This is a genomic window from Streptomyces sp. NPDC093510, assembly GCF_040683555.1.
Lineage (GTDB): Bacteria > Actinomycetota > Actinomycetes > Streptomycetales > Streptomycetaceae > Streptomyces.
In genome coordinates, this window is the sequence record NZ_JBFBEE010000034.1 from 40,054 (window position 1) to 59,806 (window position 19,753).

At 66.9% G+C, this 19,753-nt stretch carries 14 protein-coding genes and 2 pseudogenes; 7 read left to right on the top strand and 9 right to left on the bottom strand.

Annotated elements, in window-relative coordinates; all coding sequences use genetic code 11:
* Positions 1 to 207 precede the first annotated feature (207 nt).
* Positions 208 to 3,036, top strand: a complete 2,829-nt coding sequence (locus AB0N81_RS37100; protein WP_365366430.1) for a P-loop NTPase fold protein — start codon at positions 208 to 210, stop codon at positions 3,034 to 3,036.
* 122 nt (positions 3,037 to 3,158) lie between these two features.
* Here the strand turns inward: AB0N81_RS37100 and AB0N81_RS37105 are convergent, their stop codons facing one another.
* The 6 genes and pseudogenes from AB0N81_RS37105 to AB0N81_RS37130 form a co-directional block, all read right to left on the bottom strand.
* The gene (locus AB0N81_RS37105) at positions 3,159 to 3,968 is read right to left on the bottom strand and encodes a transposase (protein WP_365366432.1); all 810 of its coding nucleotides are present in this window, start codon (positions 3,966 to 3,968) and stop codon (positions 3,159 to 3,161) included.
* A 98-nt stretch (positions 3,969 to 4,066) separates the two neighbouring features.
* Positions 4,067 to 4,774, bottom strand: a pseudogene (locus tag AB0N81_RS37110) (ISL3 family transposase); the annotation flags it as partial.
* A 443-nt stretch (positions 4,775 to 5,217) separates the two neighbouring features.
* Positions 5,218 to 8,304, bottom strand: coding sequence for a CHAT domain-containing protein (locus AB0N81_RS37115; RefSeq protein WP_365366434.1), 3,087 nt, complete (start codon positions 8,302 to 8,304; stop codon positions 5,218 to 5,220).
* A gap of 131 nt (positions 8,305 to 8,435) precedes the next feature.
* The gene (locus AB0N81_RS37120) at positions 8,436 to 8,768 is read right to left on the bottom strand and encodes a hypothetical protein (protein WP_365366436.1); all 333 of its coding nucleotides are present in this window, start codon (positions 8,766 to 8,768) and stop codon (positions 8,436 to 8,438) included.
* On the bottom strand, positions 8,765 to 9,562 hold the full coding sequence (locus AB0N81_RS37125; RefSeq protein WP_365366438.1) for a sigma-70 family RNA polymerase sigma factor: 798 nt from the start codon (positions 9,560 to 9,562) through the stop codon (positions 8,765 to 8,767). The genes AB0N81_RS37120 and AB0N81_RS37125 overlap by 4 nt, the downstream gene beginning before the upstream one ends.
* 771 nt (positions 9,563 to 10,333) lie before the next feature.
* Entirely contained in the window at positions 10,334 to 10,903 is a 570-nt protein-coding gene (locus AB0N81_RS37130; protein WP_365366440.1) for a DUF6262 family protein, read from the bottom strand.
* A 116-nt stretch (positions 10,904 to 11,019) separates the two neighbouring features.
* Here AB0N81_RS37130 and AB0N81_RS37135 point away from each other — a divergent pair, with 116 nt between their 5' ends.
* From AB0N81_RS37135 to AB0N81_RS37145, 3 genes are all read left to right on the top strand, one after another.
* On the top strand, positions 11,020 to 12,114 hold the full coding sequence (locus AB0N81_RS37135; RefSeq protein WP_365366442.1) for an integrase core domain-containing protein: 1,095 nt from the start codon (positions 11,020 to 11,022) through the stop codon (positions 12,112 to 12,114).
* Positions 12,104 to 12,373 (top strand): helix-turn-helix domain-containing protein, encoded by a 270-nt coding sequence (locus AB0N81_RS37140; RefSeq protein WP_365366443.1) that lies wholly within the window; start codon positions 12,104 to 12,106, stop codon positions 12,371 to 12,373. Before AB0N81_RS37135 ends, AB0N81_RS37140 begins: the two co-directional genes overlap by 11 nt.
* A 79-nt stretch (positions 12,374 to 12,452) precedes the next feature.
* Complete coding sequence (locus AB0N81_RS37145; RefSeq protein ID WP_365366445.1) at positions 12,453 to 13,427, top strand: pentapeptide repeat-containing protein; 975 nt, start codon at positions 12,453 to 12,455, stop codon at positions 13,425 to 13,427.
* Between the two features lie 17 nt (positions 13,428 to 13,444).
* On the opposite strand, the gene AB0N81_RS37150 is transcribed toward AB0N81_RS37145, so the two are convergent.
* The 3 genes from AB0N81_RS37150 to AB0N81_RS37160 form a co-directional block, all read right to left on the bottom strand.
* A complete protein-coding gene (locus tag AB0N81_RS37150; RefSeq protein WP_365366447.1) occupies positions 13,445 to 13,693 on the bottom strand; it encodes a hypothetical protein in 249 nt (82 codons plus the stop codon).
* 51 nt (positions 13,694 to 13,744) lie between these two features.
* Positions 13,745 to 15,247, bottom strand: coding sequence for an NF041680 family putative transposase (locus AB0N81_RS37155; RefSeq protein ID WP_365366505.1), 1,503 nt, complete (start codon positions 15,245 to 15,247; stop codon positions 13,745 to 13,747).
* A gap of 527 nt (positions 15,248 to 15,774) precedes the next feature.
* Positions 15,775 to 16,023, bottom strand: a complete 249-nt coding sequence (locus AB0N81_RS37160; RefSeq protein WP_365366449.1) for an integrase core domain-containing protein — start codon at positions 16,021 to 16,023, stop codon at positions 15,775 to 15,777.
* Between the two features lie 1,000 nt (positions 16,024 to 17,023).
* Here AB0N81_RS37160 and AB0N81_RS37165 point away from each other — a divergent pair.
* From AB0N81_RS37165 to AB0N81_RS37175, 3 genes and pseudogenes are all read left to right on the top strand, one after another.
* Positions 17,024 to 17,422 (top strand): integrase core domain-containing protein, encoded by a 399-nt coding sequence (locus AB0N81_RS37165; protein ID WP_365366452.1) that lies wholly within the window; start codon positions 17,024 to 17,026, stop codon positions 17,420 to 17,422.
* Between the two features lie 210 nt (positions 17,423 to 17,632).
* A pseudogene (locus AB0N81_RS37170) lies at positions 17,633 to 18,730 on the top strand (integrase core domain-containing protein).
* Between the two features lie 418 nt (positions 18,731 to 19,148).
* Positions 19,149 to 19,490, top strand: coding sequence for a hypothetical protein (locus tag AB0N81_RS37175; RefSeq protein ID WP_365366454.1), 342 nt, complete (start codon positions 19,149 to 19,151; stop codon positions 19,488 to 19,490).
* Positions 19,491 to 19,753: the final 263 nt, after the last annotated feature.

Below are 19,753 nucleotides of genomic sequence, written 5' to 3' on the forward strand. Positions count from 1 at the left end.
GCCTGGTCAGGCCCCTTCTTCCGGCGCTGGGGCCCGCCCCATCTCTTTGGAGGAAAATGACCATTCGAAACCCGAACCGCTGCCCTCCACCTACCCGCGGGTTCTTGCCCTGTTCGAGCACAGCGAGCACGGTCTGCGAGCCAAGGACGCCTGACCCAGGTAGGTGCGACAATCGGCTCGCTCAGGTGACAGCCGACAGGGGGATGGATGGACCGGGTCCGGAGCGCGCTTGTCCTCGCTACAAACGATTTCCAAGATCCCGGTCTCCGAAGCGTGCAGCCCGCGCCCACAGATGCAGCCGCGGTGTCCGACGTACTCACTGACCCTCTCATCGGCGGCTTCGAGGTCCGCTCCGTATTGGATCAACCGGAGGCATCGGTACGCCGCGAGCTAGGACGCTTCTTCGCCGACCGAGGGCGGGACGACCTGTTGCTGCTTTATCTCTCGAGTCACGGTCTGAAGGATGACGCGGGGCACCTCTATTTCGCGGCCTCTGATACCGAGCGGGACAATCTGGCCGTCACCGCCGTCTCGGCACGGTTCGTCGCCGAACTCATGTACGGATGCCGGTCGCGGTCAATCGTGATCGTCCTGAACTGCGACTACAGCGGCGCCTTCAGCCGTGGCGTGCCGGATGCTTTTGGCACCGGCAGCGGATGGGTGATCATTAGCTCCACCAGCGCGTATGAGTATGCCTTTGAGAGCTCCTCGACGAATGGCGATCACGCAGGCTCGGTCTCTGTCTTTGCCGCCGCTTTCGTCGATGGTCTGCGAAGCGGTGCGGCTGACCTCGATCAAGACGGTTTGATTGCGGTGGATGAATTGTTCGAGTACATCCGCACCGTGGTGGAGACCGCCCAACCTCAGCAGCGGCTGACCATGCAGGCGAGTGTGTCGGACAGAATCATCATCGCCCAGAACCCCAGACACATCGGGCCCCTGCCGGCCGACGTCGCCGGCGCCCGAGCCGAACAGGCTATGCCCCAGACGGCCGCGCCGCCCGGGCACAGCGCCGAGCCCACCCCGGCCCCAACCACCGGGCCCGAGCAACCGGACGACGCCTACACGCCGGAACCAACGGCGAGCAACGACTACTGGACGACGGTCGATGAGCTTGGCTACCAGCCGTACGCGATTGCCATCTCCGAGTTCATCCGGCACGAAGACACCGCGCCGCCGCTGACGATCGGAGTCAAGGGCCCGTGGGGAGCTGGAAAGACCTCACTGATGCGGATGGCTCAGGACAGCCTGGATCCCCTCGTCGAGGGTGGTGCCCCGGCCAACGGCGGACGGCGCCGATGGCTGCGGCTCAGTGCCCGCTCCCGGGGAGCGCTCGGCAGCTGGCGACAAGGCCGGCGCTGTACCACGACGGAGGATGCGGTGGTCACGCATCGCAGCATCCTGCGCGTGCTGCGCAATGCGGCATCGCCTGCGCCGGACGCGACGGACGACGGGCTGCGGATCGACGACTCGGAGTTGAGTTCCCACTGGCGGCCGACGGTGTGGTTCAACCCGTGGATGCACCAGACAAGTGAGCAGATCTGGGCCGGCCTCGCGCACGAGATCATCTCGCAGCTCACTGAACGCATGCGTCCAGCGGACCGGGAGGCATTCTGGCTCTCGCTCAACCTGCGCCGACTCGACGCCGACCTGCTGCGGCGCCGTATTCACCGCGCGTTGCTGGATCGGTTGCTGCCGCCGGCCATCGCGTTGGTGGGTGCAGGCCTTGTCGGCGCAGTTTTGTATCTGCTCCGGATGCTGGCGCCCGCCGTCTCAGGGCTGTTCGGAGTGCTCGGCACGGTGGTACTCGGCGGAGGAGTCGTCGGCGCCACGGTGACCGGCGTCGTACGCGCCTTCGGATTCGGCCAGGAGCGCGTCACGGGTTCGCTCACCCAAGTCGTCCGCCAGCCGGACTACGCGCAAACCTGGAAGCAACTCAGCGTCGGGCTGATCCGCAACCCCGGCTATGAAAGCCAGCTCGGTCCACTCCATCTGATCCAGACAGACATGCGACGCGTCCTGGACCTGGTGGCAACCGAGGACCGCCCTGTTGTCGTGTTCGTCGACGACCTCGACCGGTGCTCATCCAGCACGGTCGTGCAGGTCGTCGAAGCGATCAATCTGTTTCTGGCGGGCCAGTTCCCCAACTGCGTTTTCGTCGTGGCGATGGAACCCGAGATGGTCGCCGCACACATCGAGGTGGCTTATGAGCCGCTGGTCCAGTCACTGACCGATGTCGACTACTGGGACGAGGCAGGCAGGCTCGGCTGGCGGTTCCTCGATAAGATCGTCCAACTGCCCGTCAGCCTGCCGTCGCTACGATCCGATCAGGCAAGTCGCTTTCTCGGCACGGCCCTGGTGGGCGCCACCGGACACCCACCTCCTGCCAGGCCCGCCCCGCAAGCAAACGCCGGAACCGTCGACCGACTTGAAGCAGCCATCCGACAGCGTGCCCCCTCCTTGGAAGAAATCCCCAGTGCGGTGGCTTCAGCTCAACAACAGGTAGAAGGCGCCCTCCCGGCGACAGGGAGATTCAGTCCGGCCGCGCAGGAGGCCATGCGCGGCGAACTGCGCCGGCAGTTGCGCCCCGACAACCCCGAGGTGCAACTGGTCGTGGCAACCGTCGTTGGTCACCTGACCTCCAACCCTCGCGAGATCAAGCGCTTCGTCAACGTGTTTCGCTTCTACGCCGTCATTCGGCAGGAGCGGGTGGCAGCCGGCCTACCTGCTCCCGACACCCTGGCTGCGATCGCGAAACTCGCGGTCCTCGCGGTGCGGTGGCCGCACCTACGTGCAGCTCTGGGGCGGCAGATCGGCCCGACTGAACGCGATACGGTCCTTGCCCTGCTGGAGGCTCCCATCGCGGAACTGCAGGAGGACGCCAGTTGGCCCGAGCGGAGGGAGGCACTGCAAGCCGTACTTGCGGAGGCCACGATCCCGGAAACGCTGCGATCCAATCTGCTGGCTTCGGAGGACCTGTGCCGATTGCTCGCCACGGCTCCGTCCATCGGCACCGCAGCGGCGGGTTATCTATAGCCGAACCTATGCGTAAAAAGGTAGATTTAGTGCTCTACCGGACCTCGGCATCGATGCCGAAGCGGTTCTGCTGTGGCTGATGAGGCTCTTTGAATTTGGTTCTGGCCGCAGTTCCGTCAAGCTCATGGTCGGGTGAGGATACGGATCCGGAGGAGCCGGAAGGATGCCCGGTTGTACATGCTCCTCTTGATCGTTTTCACTCTGTTCACGTTGCCCTCGACAACGCCGGAGCTCCATTCCAGGGTGAGGCCGGCGGTGACGGCGTCGAGGTCCTGGCGGAGGAAGCCGGCGAAGCCGCGAACGGGTGCGGGGGCGTCCTGTTCGGCCTGGCGGATCCAGTCCATCAGTAGCTGTCCGCGGCGGTGGGTGACCCGGTCGTGGAAGGTGCGGGCGATGTCGCAGGCGCGGGTAATGTCCGGGCAAGCGAGCCGGACTTGGAGGAGCCGTACGTCGTCCTTCGTGCTGAGGTCCTCGCGGCGGCACATGATCCACGAGGTGATCTTCCGGGGGCTGGGGATGTCGGCGCGGACGGGCTCGGCAGTGCCGTCGCGGAGCGCGGCGAAATGTTTGCGGATGGCCTGGACGCTGCCGCGGTAGCCCTGGGCTCGGATCTCGGCGAGGACCTGGGGTGCGGTGATGCTGCCGCCGGTGTCGGTGAAGCGGGCGGTGGCGTATGCCTTGAACGGGGCGAGGACGCCGGTGGGGCGTCGGTCGCGGGCGGAGGCGAGGAGGATGTCGAGGTTGGTGTCGCGGAAGCGGCGCACGGTCTTGCGGTCCAGGTGGAGGCGGCGGGCGATGGCACTGATGGTCCAGCCGGCTTCCACGAGCCGGTGGACGTCGGCGTGACGCTGCCGGGTCCGCTCGATGATCTGGGTGCGGGGCAGTTCGGCGGGCGGCAACTCGGTGATCGTGACGGTCGCAGCCAGGGGCACGTCGGTCTCCTCCTCGGCATGTTTCCGCAGGCAGGAGCGGTGTTGAGGCAGGAGCGGTGTTGGTGGCAGGTCTTCTCCACGGCCGCGCCAAGGTTCTGCAGCAGGTGCCAGCGATCGGCGACTTCCAAGGCGTCCGGTGCGGCCTCCTTGATGGCCTTGCCGTAAGCGGTGGCACGGTCCCTGCAAATGATCTCGGCGCCGGGATGCGTAGTGAGCCAGGCGGCGAAGGTGTCGCACTCGCGGTCGGGCAGGACGTCGACGATGCGGCCGGATTCGACGTCGACCAGCAGCGTGCCGTACCGCTTTCCCTTCTGGAACGCGAAGTCGTCGACACCGAGGACGCGCGGCGCCCGTTCTGGGACGGCTGGCTCCGTAAGCAGGCTCAGCAACCGGGTCCGGCCCGCCTTCAACCACAGCCGCCGGCACAGCCGTTGACCGGGACGACCACCGAGCTCGACCGCGACCGCGTGCTGCCACTGCTTCGGTCCGAGGCTGGAGCGGCGGTACCGCTCGCTGAGCTGGGCGACCTGCTCGACGAACGTCCGCCGCGTACATCGATCGCGGTCGCAGAAGAACCGCCGGACCCGTAACCGCAGGGTCAGGCTCAGCCCGTTCACCGGCAGCCCGGCCAGGCCCCGCTCGTACGACGAATGCACCTTCGATGCCTGCGAGTTACACCCCGGACAACGTGGTGGCGGCCCGCACGCGACCGCCTCGACGACCAGCCCCTCGGCGTCCTCGGTGACGCGCGTCAACCGCACATCGAAACCGGAGAACAGAACATCAGCGAGCGATTCGACCCCCATGCACAGGATGTCCCGCAGGGGAACGTTCCTTCATGCCGCCCCTGACCTGGGCATTCACGGAACTGCGGCCAGAACCAATTTCAACGAGCCCCATCATCGTTTGACTCTCCCGCGGAAGGAATATCTTTCAGGCGAACGCCAAGGCCCTCCTGCCCCTTAACAAGGCGACGACCGAGAGCGGGGACCGCATGGGTTTCTGGGGAAGGAGCACGCCGATGCTGTGGAGGGCACTGGCCGGGCCGTGGCACGGGATGTGTCAGGTCATGCGCGGCTGGGTGGAAGGGCGGCAGGCGCGGCTGTTCGAGCGTGAGCGCCGAGCGACGCTGCGCACAGTTCCGCAGACGGTGCCGCTGGGCACCACGATCATCGACCGGCGGGCGGATGGGAGCATCCTGGAGGTACGGGTCCCGGCGCTGCCGCGGGTTGCGTACCCAGCTGATGTCTCACGTGCCGACGTGTACGAAGGTGGCCCAGATGCTGGGACTGCCGGGGTGCTCCTCCCGTAGCCACCGGGCGGTCTGATGCAGTGAGGACGCGGTGAGGTCGATACGCGGTGGACGCGTCCCGTCCTCGGTCAGCAGCGTGTACAGGTGCGTCGTCGCCTTCGCGGCGACGTTGTCGAGAACTGCCCACAGTGTCCCGACCACGTGCTGGGCTCCGGCTGCGAGGAAGGCTGAGGTCAGGTGGACGACCTCGTCGGTCGGGGCTGCGTGGGACACGCTAGTGCTGCATGCGGACAGCACAACGAGGTTGGCGTTGTCGAGGTGGTGCGTCTGCAGGTCACGCACTGACAGTTCGCCGTCCCGCAGGAGGAGGCGGCTGGCTGAGGCGTCGTGCCAATCGGTCACTCCGTGGCATGCGAAGTGCAGGACGGAGAACTGGCCGAGGGCAGCGAGTACGACGTTGCGTGAGGCATCGATCAGTGTCGTGGCCCCCGGCAGCACTCTGCCGACGAACTCCGCCTCCGTCTGGGCATATGGCAGGGGAGGGGCCGCTGGTGTGTGTGGCGCGGCGACGACCAGCGCGCTGTGCGGGTGTCCTACGGCTTGTGGGGAGTGCGAGGCAGACCGCCGTCGGGCGTAGGCCACGGCGCGGACCGTCGGGGTGTAGGAGGATACGACCCTGTCGAGGGCAGAGGCGCCAAGAGCAGTGCCTTTGCCATAGCGTCCGGCGGCGTGGAGCGGCAGGCACGCCAGCAGGCCGACCGGGCACCAGGACAGCTGCGGCCACGGCTGCCCTGTGGGCGGGGGGGCGTCGATGCCCAGGGCGGTCAGCACGGGCTCCACTACGGCGTCCCACAGCCAGGCGAGCGTCGCCGACATCGCTTCCTCTCCGACTGGATGGCCTGGAAGCGCCTTCAAGAGTCGGTCCACCTGGGCCGCTAGTATTGGTGGGGTCAGCTGCGGCAGCGGGACGGCCTGCACGGGGTGGTCGGCTGCGCTGGTGATGATCAGGGCGTCGCTGCGATGAACGCTGACGTTGACCACAACGATCGGCGCCGCGCCGTCTGGCGGACGCAGGTCGTCGATGGTGTCGGGATGCAGAAAGCATGCGAAGCCGGGCAGCGCGCGGATACGGGTAATAGTCTCGTCGAACGCCGTCGCAGCCCACCGCCGTTCTTCGGGACCGACCTCGGGGTCTGACAGCGCCTCGCGCAGTTGGTTGAACTTTGCGTGCAGAGCGGGATGATGCCTTCTGAGGTCGTCTGCCTCGGTATTCGCAGCCAGGGCTTCCCCGAGCAGCACACCCCGGGATTGCTCCAACAGCACCACCGCGAGTTCGGGCTGTCCGGCAGTGAGGGCGGTTGCGGCGGCGTCGGATCCGAGCCCGACGAACCGGCCGAGTCGGTGCTCGCGGTCGGCGCGGGCCAGCGAACGGGGTGCGATGCGTGACAGCATCTGGACGGCGTCGGTGAAGGCGTCGAGCGCCGAGCTGGCATCCCCGTCTCTGAGGGCGGCATCCCCGTAGGCCCAGGCGGAGCGTGTCCGTGTCAAGAGCGAGGCGTTGGCAATCGTAGATGCCTCTTGCAGGGCCTGTCGGCCGGCTCGCTGATTCTCCTCCCGATCGCCGGTGTGGCGGGCGCGGAGGGCGTTGCCGAGGTTGCTCAGGTAGGTCGCGCGTTCAGGGCGATCCGGAGGGAGCTCGGCCGTCGCGCTCCGGAGCAGGTCGATGGCAGCATCCAGGTCCGCCTGGTCACCGCTGTGTTCGTAACGCACCTTCAGGACTGCGGCCAGGTTGCTCAGATAGCGGGACCGGTCCGAATGGTCTGCGGGCGTACGCTCGATCGCCGTGCGGAGGACGTTCACCGCTTCCGCCAGCGCCAGCGAATCACCGGTGTGCTGGTAGAACAGATAGAGAGCCTCGCCCAGTTGGGCTGCCATGGCTGGAAGGGCAGGGTGGTCAGCTCGGAGATCGGACAGTGCCTCGCGCGACTGTCCGATTGCCCCCGTCAGCGTTTCCAGTTCACCGGTGATACGAAACCGCAGCAGCAGGGTGGCGACGAGGGTACGGCGCGTGTCGGTGCGCAGGGTCTGGTTGTTGTTGGCGAGCGCCGTGGCCTGCCTGGCGGCTTTCACCGCTTCGTCCAGCGCCGTTGGATCTCCGGTGCGCTCGCCGATGCCGCGCAGGACGATTGCCAGGTTGTGGAGCCGTACCGGACGCTCGGCATCGTCCGAGCCACTGCGGTCGACGGCCGTGCGCAGAAGGGACCGGGCTTCGTAGAGGGCGTCTGGGTCGTTGGTGTAGTAAGCCTGTTCTGTCAGGACGGCAGCGAGGTTGACCAGGAGTCGGTCGTAATGGGGGGCGTCATCTGCTGTCAGCTCCACCGCCTTCCGCCCGTCCTGCGCAGCCTGTATCAGATCATCCGCGCTTCCTGTCCGCGTGGCGCGGGCCATGACTGCGATCGACAGGACTGACCAGGCGAGTCCGGCGTGTCTAGGGGTCGCGGTAGTGGTCTCCGCGCGAGCCGTGGTGATCAGCGTGTCCAGGACGTCTTGATCGCCAGTGTGTTCGTAGAGCTGGAAAAGCGCGGCGGTGAACCGGGAGAACACCCACGCCCGTTCGTCTGAGGCGAAGGCGGCGTCCAGTCCCGCCGACAGCAGCTGCACGGCGGTCCGTAGGGCAGCGATGTCGCCTGTGTCCATGTACCGAGTGAGGAAGGTGTCTGCCATGGTGGGCCACATCGGCCCGGTGTCCTCATCCTCCTCGTCCGCGGTGTCGACCAGCAGCAGCAGCGGCTCCGGCACCGCTGTGGGATCTTGCCGGTGCACGCGGGAGAGCAGCCCGGCCGCCGCCGTCAGATCGTCCTCGACGGCGCTGCCCAGGCAGTGCCGCGCCCAGTGCACGAGTGCGGCAGTCAGGAGTGCGGGCAGCGCCTCCGGTCGGTCTCCGCCGTCATCAGCTGGCGGGTACTGGTCCAGCAGCGCGCGCACTTCCTCCACCGCTCGCTGCTCCAGCACAGGGCCGGGGTCGGCTCGCTGTCCCAGTGCGTCGAGCCGGGCCTGCAAGGCGTCGAGGAGGTCATCACTCACCTGCCACCTCCGACGGTGACGGGCACGATCGGGATGGTCCCAGGGAATTGGTGGTCACGGCAGTCCAAGCGCCACACGCGATGAGCCCGTTGGCGGTGTCGTGCGGCCGATGTGCCTTCTGGGCAACCCCATCAATCGCGGCCCGTCCGCTCCGATGTGGGAATCCCGGTCTCGCCGGTGAAGTCCTCCTTCTGGACAGCGTCCCGCCGCAGGGCGGTGTCCTCAGGCCGTCCCAACTCATCGGCGATAGCCTCCCATGTCAGGGCGCCGACGAAGTCGTGCCGGTCGGCCCGGCGGGCCGCCACCCCGAGCGCGGCTTCCTTGAGCATGTCCTCCTCTGCAGCCTGGGACGGGTCCGAGGGCGTTCGCCGTCGAGCGGCCTCCGCCTTGATCCGCGCCAGACGCGCAGTCGGGTCATCGGTCGGCGCAGCGGGCAGGGCCGTGGGTTCTTCAGTGTGCTTCATGCCTGGCCCTCCCTGGGTTCCTCTGATATTGGCTCTTTCGTTTCTTCTGCGTGTTCCGTCTCTTCCAGTAGTGTTGTCAGCGCCCTTCGCGCACGAAGTAAGCGGGTGCGGACAGTGCCCGCCGGGATGCCGAGGTTCGCAGCAATCTCGTTCGGACTCAGACCTGACATTGACAGTCCCAGCAGTTCCTGACGCTCTCGGCTTAGCCGCAGGAACGCCCGTTCAAGGTCGACCCGAGCGATCACCGACTCTGCAGACCCGTGGTGGGGCTGCGCTACGGCGGCCAGAGCAGTGCACGCTTGCCGTTCTCGTTCCTTTGCCCTTAGCCAGGCCAGCCCGAGACGCCAGGCGATCTTGGTGACGTAGGCCAGGGGGCTCTCCATTGTGGAGATCCGCGGCCAGTGCTTGCAGGCCGCGATCATGGCGCCTTGGGTGATGTCCTCGGCCTGGCTGGGATCGTCCCGGCACAGCACCCCGACCGCCCGTTTGATCCGTTCAAAGTTCTCCCGAACGAATGTGTCGAAGTCGGTGGCCGGAGTGGCGGCCGGGGCCGACGACGTCGGAACGGCCGTGGACCACTCGGGAACGCTGCGCGGCCGGTCGATGATCCCGTCCTCGTCGAGCGGGCCGGTGGGCACGCCTGGCGGGATACGGGCCGACCGGAACGGCATGCTGAGCACAGCCATATCGCGGTAGACGTCGCCTGGCACCTGATCGTCATGCTCGCGGCCGTAGTCCTGGTCTTGGCTCCGGGACTCGCCCGCGGGCGTCTCCTGTTCGTCCGCTTCACTCACAGAACGGTCCTTCCCCCCAGCAGCCGACAGATGCCTCGGCGGCGTGTCCCGGGCCCAGACTGTGTCTGGCCGACGGGTTGATGCGTCACACCTCTACAAGGGGCGGACGGCGACGAGCGTTCCCCAAGCCCGCTGTCTTTTTCAGGCTGCGGTGGACGGCCCATGTCAGGGGCGCAGGCGGGATCGTTGAGACAACGAGCGCCCTTGACTCGCCAGAACCGGCGACTTGATCGGGTGTCACGCTGCGGACGGTAGGAGGTCGCGCTGGCACTTCCCCACTCATCTGACTGAGACGACGACATTGCCGTGACGGTCTCGACCCAACATCCGTACGGTGCAGGCCGGTTGCCGCTCCGCTCATCCGGCAAAACCCCCGCACCCTCGACCGGCCCGGCCCTGACCCGTCCCCCTGGATCCTGCTCGACGCACCCGGTACCTACGGCCCACTGCCCGTCGACGCCAAGTTCTTCGACGAGGTGGTGCCCTGGAGAAGCCCCGGCCCCGGCACCGGCCGGGGGCGCCGCGCCGGGCGAGGGCGGCCGTGCCGCCCGGGTCACCGTGCAGGCCCCGCGACGGCTCGGGGATCGGCGCGGGGCTCTTCTGTTCATGATCCGCCCCCGAGTTACCTTTCTTGTGGCCCCGCAACGGGGCGCCTGGCCCCCGGGCCTGGAATGGCTGTGTGCCCCCTGTCGAGGTGATGACCTGGGGGTGTTGCCACCGCCACCGGGCTTCGGGGCACCGTGGCTACGACGGTGCCCAAAAGAAGCCGTCCTAGCCAGCGCTCGGCGGTGTTGACGAGCCCGAGGCCCTGTTCAACTGCGCCATGAGCTCGCGGTTGGTGGTGCGGGCGACCTGGAGTTCCTCATCTCGCTCGTCCAGGCGGAGGTGGATGTCGGCACACTCTTGCTGAAGAGCGGCGACGTGCCGCTGGAGCGTGCCAACGTCGTCGTGGGCCTCCTCGTCGGCGGCGCGCCAGACCTGCTGGCCGAGTGCCTCGGAGAGCTTCTTCTCCAGTTGATTCACGCGTCTGTTCAGCCGGGCTGCCCGGTCCTGGGCGTTGATGAGGTCGGCGCGCAAGGAGGCCGGAGAGACCCTGGGGCCGGTTCCGGAGGTCGTGGCCGGTGCCTGTTGTGCGGCGTGGACGGCTTCCAGGAGGTCGCGGTGACGGTAGAGGAAGGTCCGGTCAACCCGCGCCTGACGGGCGAGAGCCGAGGCGGTGATCTCTTCGCCACGCTGCCGGGCTTGTTGGAGGGCTTCCAGTACGCGCTGGCGCCGGCGCTCGGAGTCGGCCTGGCGGCCAGCGGTCATGGCGGCGGTCCGCACGGAGCCGGTGGGGGTCATCGGGGGCGCTCCGGTCGTAGTTCAGGCAGGGGCGGGCGCACGCGGGGCATTGCGCCTGCCGAAAACGTCATCCATGCAGATCAGGGGCCTCATCGACGGTGCGGCAAGATAATTTCGTGTTGCTTCGCCTCGCCTACCTGACCGTCACCAACCTGTTCTCCGCACTGCGATTGCTACCGATGAGCGATCGGGACAAGGACGCGGAGATCCTCGCCCTACGCCACCAGATCACCGCCCTGGAGCGACAACTCGGCACGAACCGCATCAAGTTCACTCCCGCAGACCGGGCGATCCTCGCCGCTCTGCTGATCCCCCTGCCCCGCCAGACCCTGCGCCGACTCCGGTTACTGGTCCGGCCTGACACGGTGCTGCGCTGGCACCGCGACCTGATCAAGCGGCGTCACGCCCACACCTGCCGGCCCAAGAAGCCCGGTCGACCACCCACGGTCCCCTCGATCCGCAGACTGGTCCTGCGCCTGGTCCGTGAGAACCCGACGTGGGGTTACCGCAGGGTGCACGGCGAACTCGCCACCCTCGGCATCAAGGTCGCCGCCTCCACCGTCTGGGAGATCCTCACCTCCCAGGGCATCGACCCCGCGCCCGACCGGGCCGCCACCACTTGGGCCGATTTCCTGCGCTCGCAGGCAGACGCTCTCCTGGCCTGCGACTTCATCGAGACAGTGACTTTGACCGGCCAGCGTCAGTACATCCTCGCGGCCATCGAGCACGCCACCCGCCGCATCCGGATCCTCGGCACCACAGCCCACCCCACCGCGGCCTGGGTCAGTCAAGCCGCCCGCAACCTGGCCATGGATCTCACGGACGCCAACACCACCTTCGTGTACCTGATCCGGGACCGGGACGCGAAATACCCCGCCCTCTTCGACGACATCCTGACCAACGCCGGAATCCAAGTCGTACGCACCGGCATACGAATACCGCGCATGAACGCCATCATGGAACGCTGGGTCCAGACCTGCCGCCACGAACTACTGGACCGCACCCTCATCTGGAACGAGCGCCATCTACACCACGCGCTCCACCAGTTCGAACTGCACTACAACCCCCACCAGCCCCACCAAGCGACTAACCAGACAGCACCCCTGCGCGCCGTCCCCGAACCACTCCCCCACACACAGATCACCCAACTGAAAGCGCGCCGGAGAGACCGCCTCGGCGGAGTCCTCCACGAGTACCAACATGCCGCTTGAACTGCACGGATGGAGTTTCCGGCAAGCGCAATGCCGTAAGCAGGGGTATGCGCAAGGCGGGGGTCTGACGCCTGAGCGGCTGGCTGTCGGTGAGGGGATTCGGCTGGAGGCCGGGGAGCGGTTCGGCCAGGGTGAGAAGGCATCGGTGATCGCCAGGGTTCTGCTGGTGAGTGAGAGGTCGGTGGAGCGCTGGCGCCGGGCCTGGCGCGAGGGCGGAACGGCGGGTCTGGAGTCGGCGAGTCCGGCGAAGCTTCTCTAGTCGGAAAAGTCGCTGGTTCAGCAGATGGCGGCGTATATTTTCGCTGCTTCTAGTGTGCCGAACTCCGCAGCCTGTGAGCATGAGACAGGCGGCACGTTCTGCCGTGTCGGCAGGGGGAAACATCGGGTTGATGCGGTTGCGGCTCATTTTGTCCGGGATGGCGGGTGGGGCGGCCATGCTGCTGATGCTCGCTGCGGTCGTGTGGCTCCCCTACCTGGTCTATCCACCGCTCCCGTCTCGCGATCTTGAGAACGCGATGGGTCGGGAGAAGCAGATCGAGCTGCAGCAGGCCCAGTCCCGCGTGCAGAACGAGTTCCGCAGCCAACTGCTGCAAGGTCTGGCTGGGCTGGTAGTGGTAGCAGGCGCCGCCGCCGGCTGGCAGCAGCTCCGCCTCGCCCGCGACGGTCAGATGACGGATCGGTTCACACGGGCGATCGATCACTTGGGCAGCGATACGCTTGATGTCCGGCTGGGAGGCATATACGCCTTGGAGCGTGTGGCGAAGAATTCCCCGTCCGACCGGCAGACACTCACCTTCCTTCTTTGCGCCTTCGTCCGCGGGCATGCGCCCTGGAATGGCGGTACCCCGGACGGGCCGCCCCACCCAACACCTACCGTGGATGACCGGATGCCCTGGTTGGACAATCGCGCACCTGATGTGTGGGCCGCCTTGCGTGTACTGGGCCGACGCCCCGTGTACCCACAGGAGCGACCGCTTTTCCTGGCACACGTGGATTTGCGCAGCGCAGCGCTGGCCGAAATGCGGCTGGATGGAGCCAACTTGCGGCATTCGAATCTGGCGCGGGCATGGATGCCCGGGATCAGCCTGGAATGCAGCCAGTTGCTGAACGCGGATCTGCGGCGGGCAAACCTTCAGGAAGCACGGATGGCGCATGCTGATCTGCGCCGCGCTCATCTCCAGGGCGCCGACCTGCAGAGGGCGAACTTGCGAGGCGCTGACCTGCGGGGAGCCAATATGTCGGATGCTCGCCTGGACGAAGCCGTTTTGACCGATGCCCGCACTGACGACACAACGATCTGGCCCGACGCTTAGCTTGTCGTTTAACCCCATCAGGGGGTGACGTAGTCGCCCCAGCCGAAAGTGGCGACGTAAGCCCGTCGAACGGCTTCTCCGCCCCGTCCACCCCTGATGCGGATGATGGTCAGCGCGAGGACGAACCAGGCGGCAAAGCACCCCGCGACGATCAAAGTCCAGCGCGGGCCCGAGAAACTGGCAATGACGACCAGGGCAATGTTCGTGACGACCAGCCCGATGTGGCCGCCACCGATATCCGTACTCGACCTGCCGCCACCTGTCATCAGGGTCTCCAGTCTCCCGCCGAAGAGCACGCCGCTCTGCGCCAGAGCAGGCTACGGGGCTCGGTCAATGGTGTCAGTGGCGCTCCCACGACGGGGTTTGGTGCCGGCCTTGTGGTGGGCGGGGCGGCTGTATGCCTCGCCGGTGGCGAGGACTCTGCCCACGTCGTGACGGGTGGCGGAGTGTCGGTTCTTCGAACCCGGTGGCCGGCCGGGCCCGGGACGGGATGGTTTCGGTGCACCGGCCGGTGAGCCGGCCTTCGTGCACAGGTGCCTGAACCCTCTGCGGACGCGGGCGGGTGTCAGTTTGTTCGGCTCGGTCGGCTTCTCCCAGGGCCTGCGGAGGTCGGTGGCCAGGGGGCGGGCGAGCCGGAGCTGGGCATAGGCGGCGATCACCAGCCACGTCCACCTGTCGGCCGCCTCGGAGCTGCGAAGCCGGGGCTTGGTCCACCCAAGGGTCTGCTTGAACAGGCGAAAGGTGTGCTCGATGTCGAAGCGGCGCAGGAAGGACTGCCAGCAGCGGTCGACGTCCGCTTCGGTGACTCCGGTGCGCGACCACCACAGCCAGACCGGCTTGTTGACCCCGCCGCTGGGCAGCTTTTCCACCACCAGGCAGATGACGGTGCCCTCGATGATGGGCAGCGGCCCGTCGTGGTCGAGCCATGCAGCCCGGCGGGTCAGCCGTGGGTGCAGCCGGTCCCACGCCCGCGCGGTCGCCTTCCCGTAGAGGCGGGTGTCCGTGGCCGTCAGGGCCTGCTCGGTGCCCCAGGTTGCGGGGTCGCCGAAGACGAACTCGCCGCCGTGCTTGGGTGGTCGGCCGCCTTTGGGGTTGGCCAGGCTGAACTCCTTGCGGGAGGGTGTAGGACGACGCATCACCCGGTCTGAGCGGAGTCGGCCGAGGATTTCCACGGGCAGGTCATCCAGCAGATAGGCGATGCGCGGGGCGTCGTATCCGGCGTCCAGCACGACCAGGACCTCGGGGTCACCCGGCCGCCACTGGCCGGCGGCGACCAGCCGTTCGACGACCTCGCGGATCTGCACCGTGGTCACCGCGGCGACGTCGGCGCCGGGTTCCAGACGGAGAGCATCCAACACTGCCGTCCAGGACGTGCGGCCGGTCTCCAGCGCGGCCACCACCGAGTACGGCCAGCCCGGCACCATCTGATGCTTGCCCTCACCCCGGCCGCACCTGTGGCAAAAGGCCCGGTCAGCACACGTGTTGGCGTCCGGTCGCAGCCACGGCGAGACATCCACCGCCAACACGAGCCGACCATTCGCCGCCCTCGGCAACGGCACCGCGACCAGCGCCCGACGCAGCCGAGCGACGTCGATCCGGCCCTCATTGAGCCCGCCGTACAGAGCCCCGTGCCCACGGCGGTGTTCCGGCGCGAGGGCGAGATCAACCAGCGTCCGCACCGGCCCGTCCGTGCACAGCAGCGCGTCGCACAACTCGAACAACGCGTCGCCCCGCGCGGTCATGCACGCGTACAGCTCCGACCGGAAGTGCGACACTTCCGCGAACGCATCCCGCAGGACGCCCTGATGCACCAAACTCACGACCACGGCCTTCGCGCTGATCCACTCTGTGACGGAGCACAGGATCAGACGGAGGCCGACTTCACGTCCGTTGAACTGCGAAAACGCCGACCAAGTTCGAGCCGCGTTCGACGCCGGACCATAAACGACAAGCTTAGTGCCTGTTGTCGTTCCGAACTTGACCGCTGAGTTTCTACTGGTGGGAGTGGCTTTCCGCCGGGTCAGGAAGACATGCCTCGTCCGTGGTTCTTCTCGTTCGGGGGGGCCGGTGGTGTCGGTGCTGGGGTTGTTGGAGGCCAAGGAAGCGTCAGCGCGGGAACGGGCCGAACGCCTGCGCTCCCAGCTCGAGGATGCCGAGTTGAAGGTGGGACGGCTGCTGTGTGCGCGGGAGATGGTGAGCCAGGTGCTGTCCCGGCCGGAGGATCAGGGATCGCAGGAGGCAGTGACCGGCCCGGATGTGTCCCGGGGGACGCCGAAGCGGGGTTCGGTGGTGCCTGTGCCGCTCGAAAGTGCGGTTCAATGGTGCACGCTGCGGCGATGCCGTTCCATCAGGCGGAGTGGTGGTACTCGTTGATCAAGCCCCCCCCCAGCACGGACCGTCGCCGGATCCCGTGGGCCTGGAGGCCGGTCACGGTGGCCGGGGCGGGTGATTCGGGCCTGTCCAGGGGCAGTTGCTGCCGGGATTGGTGGGGGCGGTGCCGGTTGTAGTGCCGGATGTACTGGGTCATTACTGCCACGGCATGGGCCTCGTTGTAGATCAGGATCCGGTCGAGTACCTCGCGGCGGAGGGTACCCACGACTCTCGCAGATCGCGTTGGCCCTCGGTGCCCGGGGCGGACCGAGCAGGATCTCCACGTCGTCGGCCTTGAAGACGGCGTCGAAGGTGCGTGTGTACTTCGTATCCCGATCCCGATCCCGAAGCAGGAAGCGCAGCGAGTCCATGCGGCACCCCAGCGTCATGGTGCGGTTCCTGGCCTGCTGGGCGGTCCACTGGGCGGTGGGGTGGGCGGTGACGCCGGCGAGGTGGACGCGGCGGGTGCCGTGCTCGATGAAGACCAAGGCGTACAGGCGCTGGAGCGAGACGGTGTCGAGGTGCAGGAAGTCAGCGGCGAGGATGCCGTGGGCCTGGGCCTTCAGGAACTGGCACCAGGTCGGGCCGGAGCGCTGCGGGGCCGGGTCAATGCCGGCGTCCTGCAGAAGATGCCAGAGCGTGGACGGGGCGATCGGGTAGCCCAGGCGCGCGAGGCCGCCCCCCTGGATCCGGCGGTGGCCCCAGCAGCTGTTCTTTCGGGCCAACCGCCAGGTCAATTGCCTGATGGTGGGCGCCGTGCGGGGTCGGCCGGGACGGCGACGAGAGGTGAACGTCCACTTCCGGGCGACGAGTTGGCGGTGCCAGGACAGCAACGTGGTCGGGGTGACCGCGAAGACCTGGCGCCAGCGCTCCCGCGGGACCAGCCCGGACAGGACCGCCCGCCAGATCCGGTCGGCGGGCTCGTAGCGGACCCGGACGATCTGACGGCGCAGCACCGCGTTCTCGTGGCGCAGTGCCAGCACTTCCGCGTCCTTGACCATGCGGCTGCGCAGCACCGCAGCACCGCAGCAGGCACCGTGATCAGATTCCGGACCAGCGCGGTGACAACCGACATCGACATCCGCAGATCGTCCTAGAGCAGTCGATCCCGCTTCACCAGGATCAGCAAACGTGCAGGCCCAGCAGCGAATCGTATTTTCGAGCGGGACAGCGTCACCGCCCATCCGACCGGCAGTTGGGCAGTCCAGCAGGCGCGCGAGCTTGCCATGGCACTGGACGATCGCCTTGACCGAGTGAGGTTTTTGATCCGGGACAGAGACGCGAAGTTCGCTGACGCCTTCGACGCTGTCTTCGCATCCGAGACCATCCAGGTACTGCTCACTCCCGTGCGAGCCCCGCGGGCAAACGCATACATCGAACGCTGGATCGGCGGATGCCGCCGCGAACTCCTCGACCGCACACTGATCGTCAACGAACGGCACCTGCGCAACGTACTGGCCGCATACGAAACGCACTTCAACGCCCGCCGCCCACACCGCGCCCTCTGCGGAGCAGCACCGCTGCGGCCGCTGCCCGACCCGGTCGACCTGGTCGACCCGGACGGCAAGGTCATCCGTCGAGATCTACTCGGCGGCGTGATCCACGAATACGACCAGGTCGCATAGGGCGGCCCAGTTTCGGGCACCCACACGCTGCGTCATGAGACTCCTCGGCCCGCTTCCGGAGCCCCTCTGAGGAAGGCACGGAGTCGGCCGGACTGTGCAGGTGCCGATAATTCGTCCGGCCAGGTCACGACCTCATCATTGCTGTCGGCCGTGCCCGTCGCTCCCCCCCCTGTCCCTTCACCTTGCCCGGTGACGGCATCATGACCTGTCGTGCTGCTGCGCCTGACTTATCTCGCCATGTCCAACGCCCTTGCCCTGCTAAGTCTGTTGCCGATGGGCAACCGAGAGAAGGACGTGGAGATACTGACGCTGCGGCACCAGCTACTGGTCCTGCAAGGCCAGGTCGGCAAGCCCACATTTACCGACATCGACCGCAGCATCCTCGCCGGCCTTCTCCACCACCTGCCGGTGAAGAAGGTGTGGCACCGCCTGTTATTGGTACAACCAGAGACGATCCTGCGCTGGCACCGTGACCTGCTCAAGCAACGCCATGCCGCAACTTGCGCACCGAAGCGACGCGGCCGCCCACCCCACCGTCCGCTCGATCCGCGCCCTGATCCTGCCCCTGGCCCGGGAGAACAGCTCGTGGGGGTATCGCCGGATCCACGGTGAACTCGCAGCCCTGAGCATCAAGGTCGCCGCCTCCACCGTCTGGGAGATCCTCGCCCCCGAGGGCATAGATCCGGCGCCCGACCGGGCCGCCACCACCTGGGCCGATTTCCTACGCTCGCAGGCCGACGCTCTCCTGGCCTGCGACTTCATCGAGACGGTGACTTTGACCGGTCAGCGTCAGTACATCCTCGCCGTCATCGAACACGCCACCCGTCGCATCCGGATCCTCGGCACCACAACCCACCCCACCGCGACCTGGATCAGTCAAGCCGCCCGCAATCTGGCCATGGACCTCACTGACGCCCAAGCCACCCACGCGTACTTGGTCCGGGACCGGAACGCGAAGTACCCCGCCCTCTTCGATGAAACCCTGTGCAACGCTGGCATCCAAGTCGTGCGCACCGGCGTCCGGATACCGCGCATGAACGCCATCATGGAACGCTGGGTCCAGACCTGCCGCCACGAACTCCTGGACCGCACCCTCATCTGGAACGAGCGCCATCTACGCCACACGCTCCACCAATTCGAACTGCACTACAACACCCACCGGCCCCACCAAGCGAAAGACCAGGCAGCACCCCTGCGCGTATTACCCGAACCACTCACCCACGCACACATCACCCAACTGAAAGTGCGCCGGAGAGACCGCCTCGGTGCCTCGGTGGAGTCCTCCACGAGTACCAACATGCCGCCTGAACTGCACGGATGGAGTTTTCGGCAGGCGCAGTCTCGGCTGTGCGGACACTGAGACGGGCTCAGTGTCTCGGAACTGCAGACACTGAAGGGGCGTCAGTGTCAGGAGAATGCGGACGCTGAGCCTCAGAGGGGACCTACTCGAAAGAGGCGCACAAGGGGGGCTGTGGATCAGGGGTTGGCGGGGGTTGTAGCGGCGGCCGTTGGCCTGGTGGGTGCTCTCGGCGGGGCGGTTGCTGGCGGTCGCGCAGCAATCAGAGGTGCTCGCGAAGGTGCTGAGCGCACGGCGGCAGCAGCGATGGAACAAGCACGGCAACAGGCAAAGCATGGACAAGAGCAGTGGCTGCGGCAAGAGCGTCGACAGGCGTACGGAGAGGCGATACGCCAGCTGCGGAAGGTGTCTGTGTGCACTGTCGAGTTCATGGTTCTCAGCGTGGAGGGGGACGATGCCGCGGACGGCGACGGAATTACAGATGCGCATGTCACCGCCCTCGACGCCTGCACCGAGATGATCGAGTCGATTCACGACCTCCTGCTCGTGAGTCCGCACCAGGTCGGCCAGGCTGTGGCTGCCGTTGGTGAGGCGGTGAACCAGATCTACATGTCTTTGACGGCGATTGCAGACGGATCCGCTGAGGAGCAAGATCTCGATAGGCTCGCGAGGAACTTGACGCAGCAGGGGGCGGAGATGTCTCACATCATGCGGATGTCGCTCCAGGAGTCCCACTTCTATCGCCATATCGTGCCTGGCGAGGAGCGCTAATGCTCTGCGTGACGTGGCCTCCTCCTTCCAGGTGTCACAACGGGAAACCGACGGGTGTCGACGATCAAGTTTTCCCCAGGTTGGGCGGTTTGAGCGTCATTCCCCATCACGAATTCTCCTCGGCTCGATATCTGGCAGGTCGTCCGAGGCGTCATCATCCTCGCCTCCTGCCTCGCCCGTCACCGGGCTATCAACGCGGAGGGACACGCCAGCACGAGCCGGACCAGGTCGTAGGGCGGGCGGTTGAGCTAGCCCAGATGCCA

Excerpts from the sequence above, each read along its gene's own strand:
- AB0N81_RS37100 (WP_365366430.1), top strand. The coding sequence starts at position 208 with ATGGACCGGGTCCGGAGCGCGCTTGTCCTCGCTACAAACGATTTCCAA.
- AB0N81_RS37120 (WP_365366436.1), bottom strand. The coding sequence starts at position 8,768 with ATGAAGCACACTGAAGAACCCACGGCCCTGCCCGCTGCGCCGACCGAT.
- AB0N81_RS37130 (WP_365366440.1), bottom strand. The coding sequence starts at position 10,903 with ATGACCCCCACCGGCTCCGTGCGGACCGCCGCCATGACCGCTGGCCGC.
- AB0N81_RS37140 (WP_365366443.1), top strand. The coding sequence starts at position 12,104 with ATGCCGCTTGAACTGCACGGATGGAGTTTCCGGCAAGCGCAATGCCGT.
- AB0N81_RS37145 (WP_365366445.1), top strand. The coding sequence starts at position 12,453 with ATGAGACAGGCGGCACGTTCTGCCGTGTCGGCAGGGGGAAACATCGGG.
- AB0N81_RS37150 (WP_365366447.1), bottom strand. The coding sequence starts at position 13,693 with ATGACAGGTGGCGGCAGGTCGAGTACGGATATCGGTGGCGGCCACATC.
- AB0N81_RS37165 (WP_365366452.1), top strand. The coding sequence starts at position 17,024 with ATGGCACTGGACGATCGCCTTGACCGAGTGAGGTTTTTGATCCGGGAC.
- AB0N81_RS37175 (WP_365366454.1), top strand. The coding sequence starts at position 19,149 with ATGGTTCTCAGCGTGGAGGGGGACGATGCCGCGGACGGCGACGGAATT.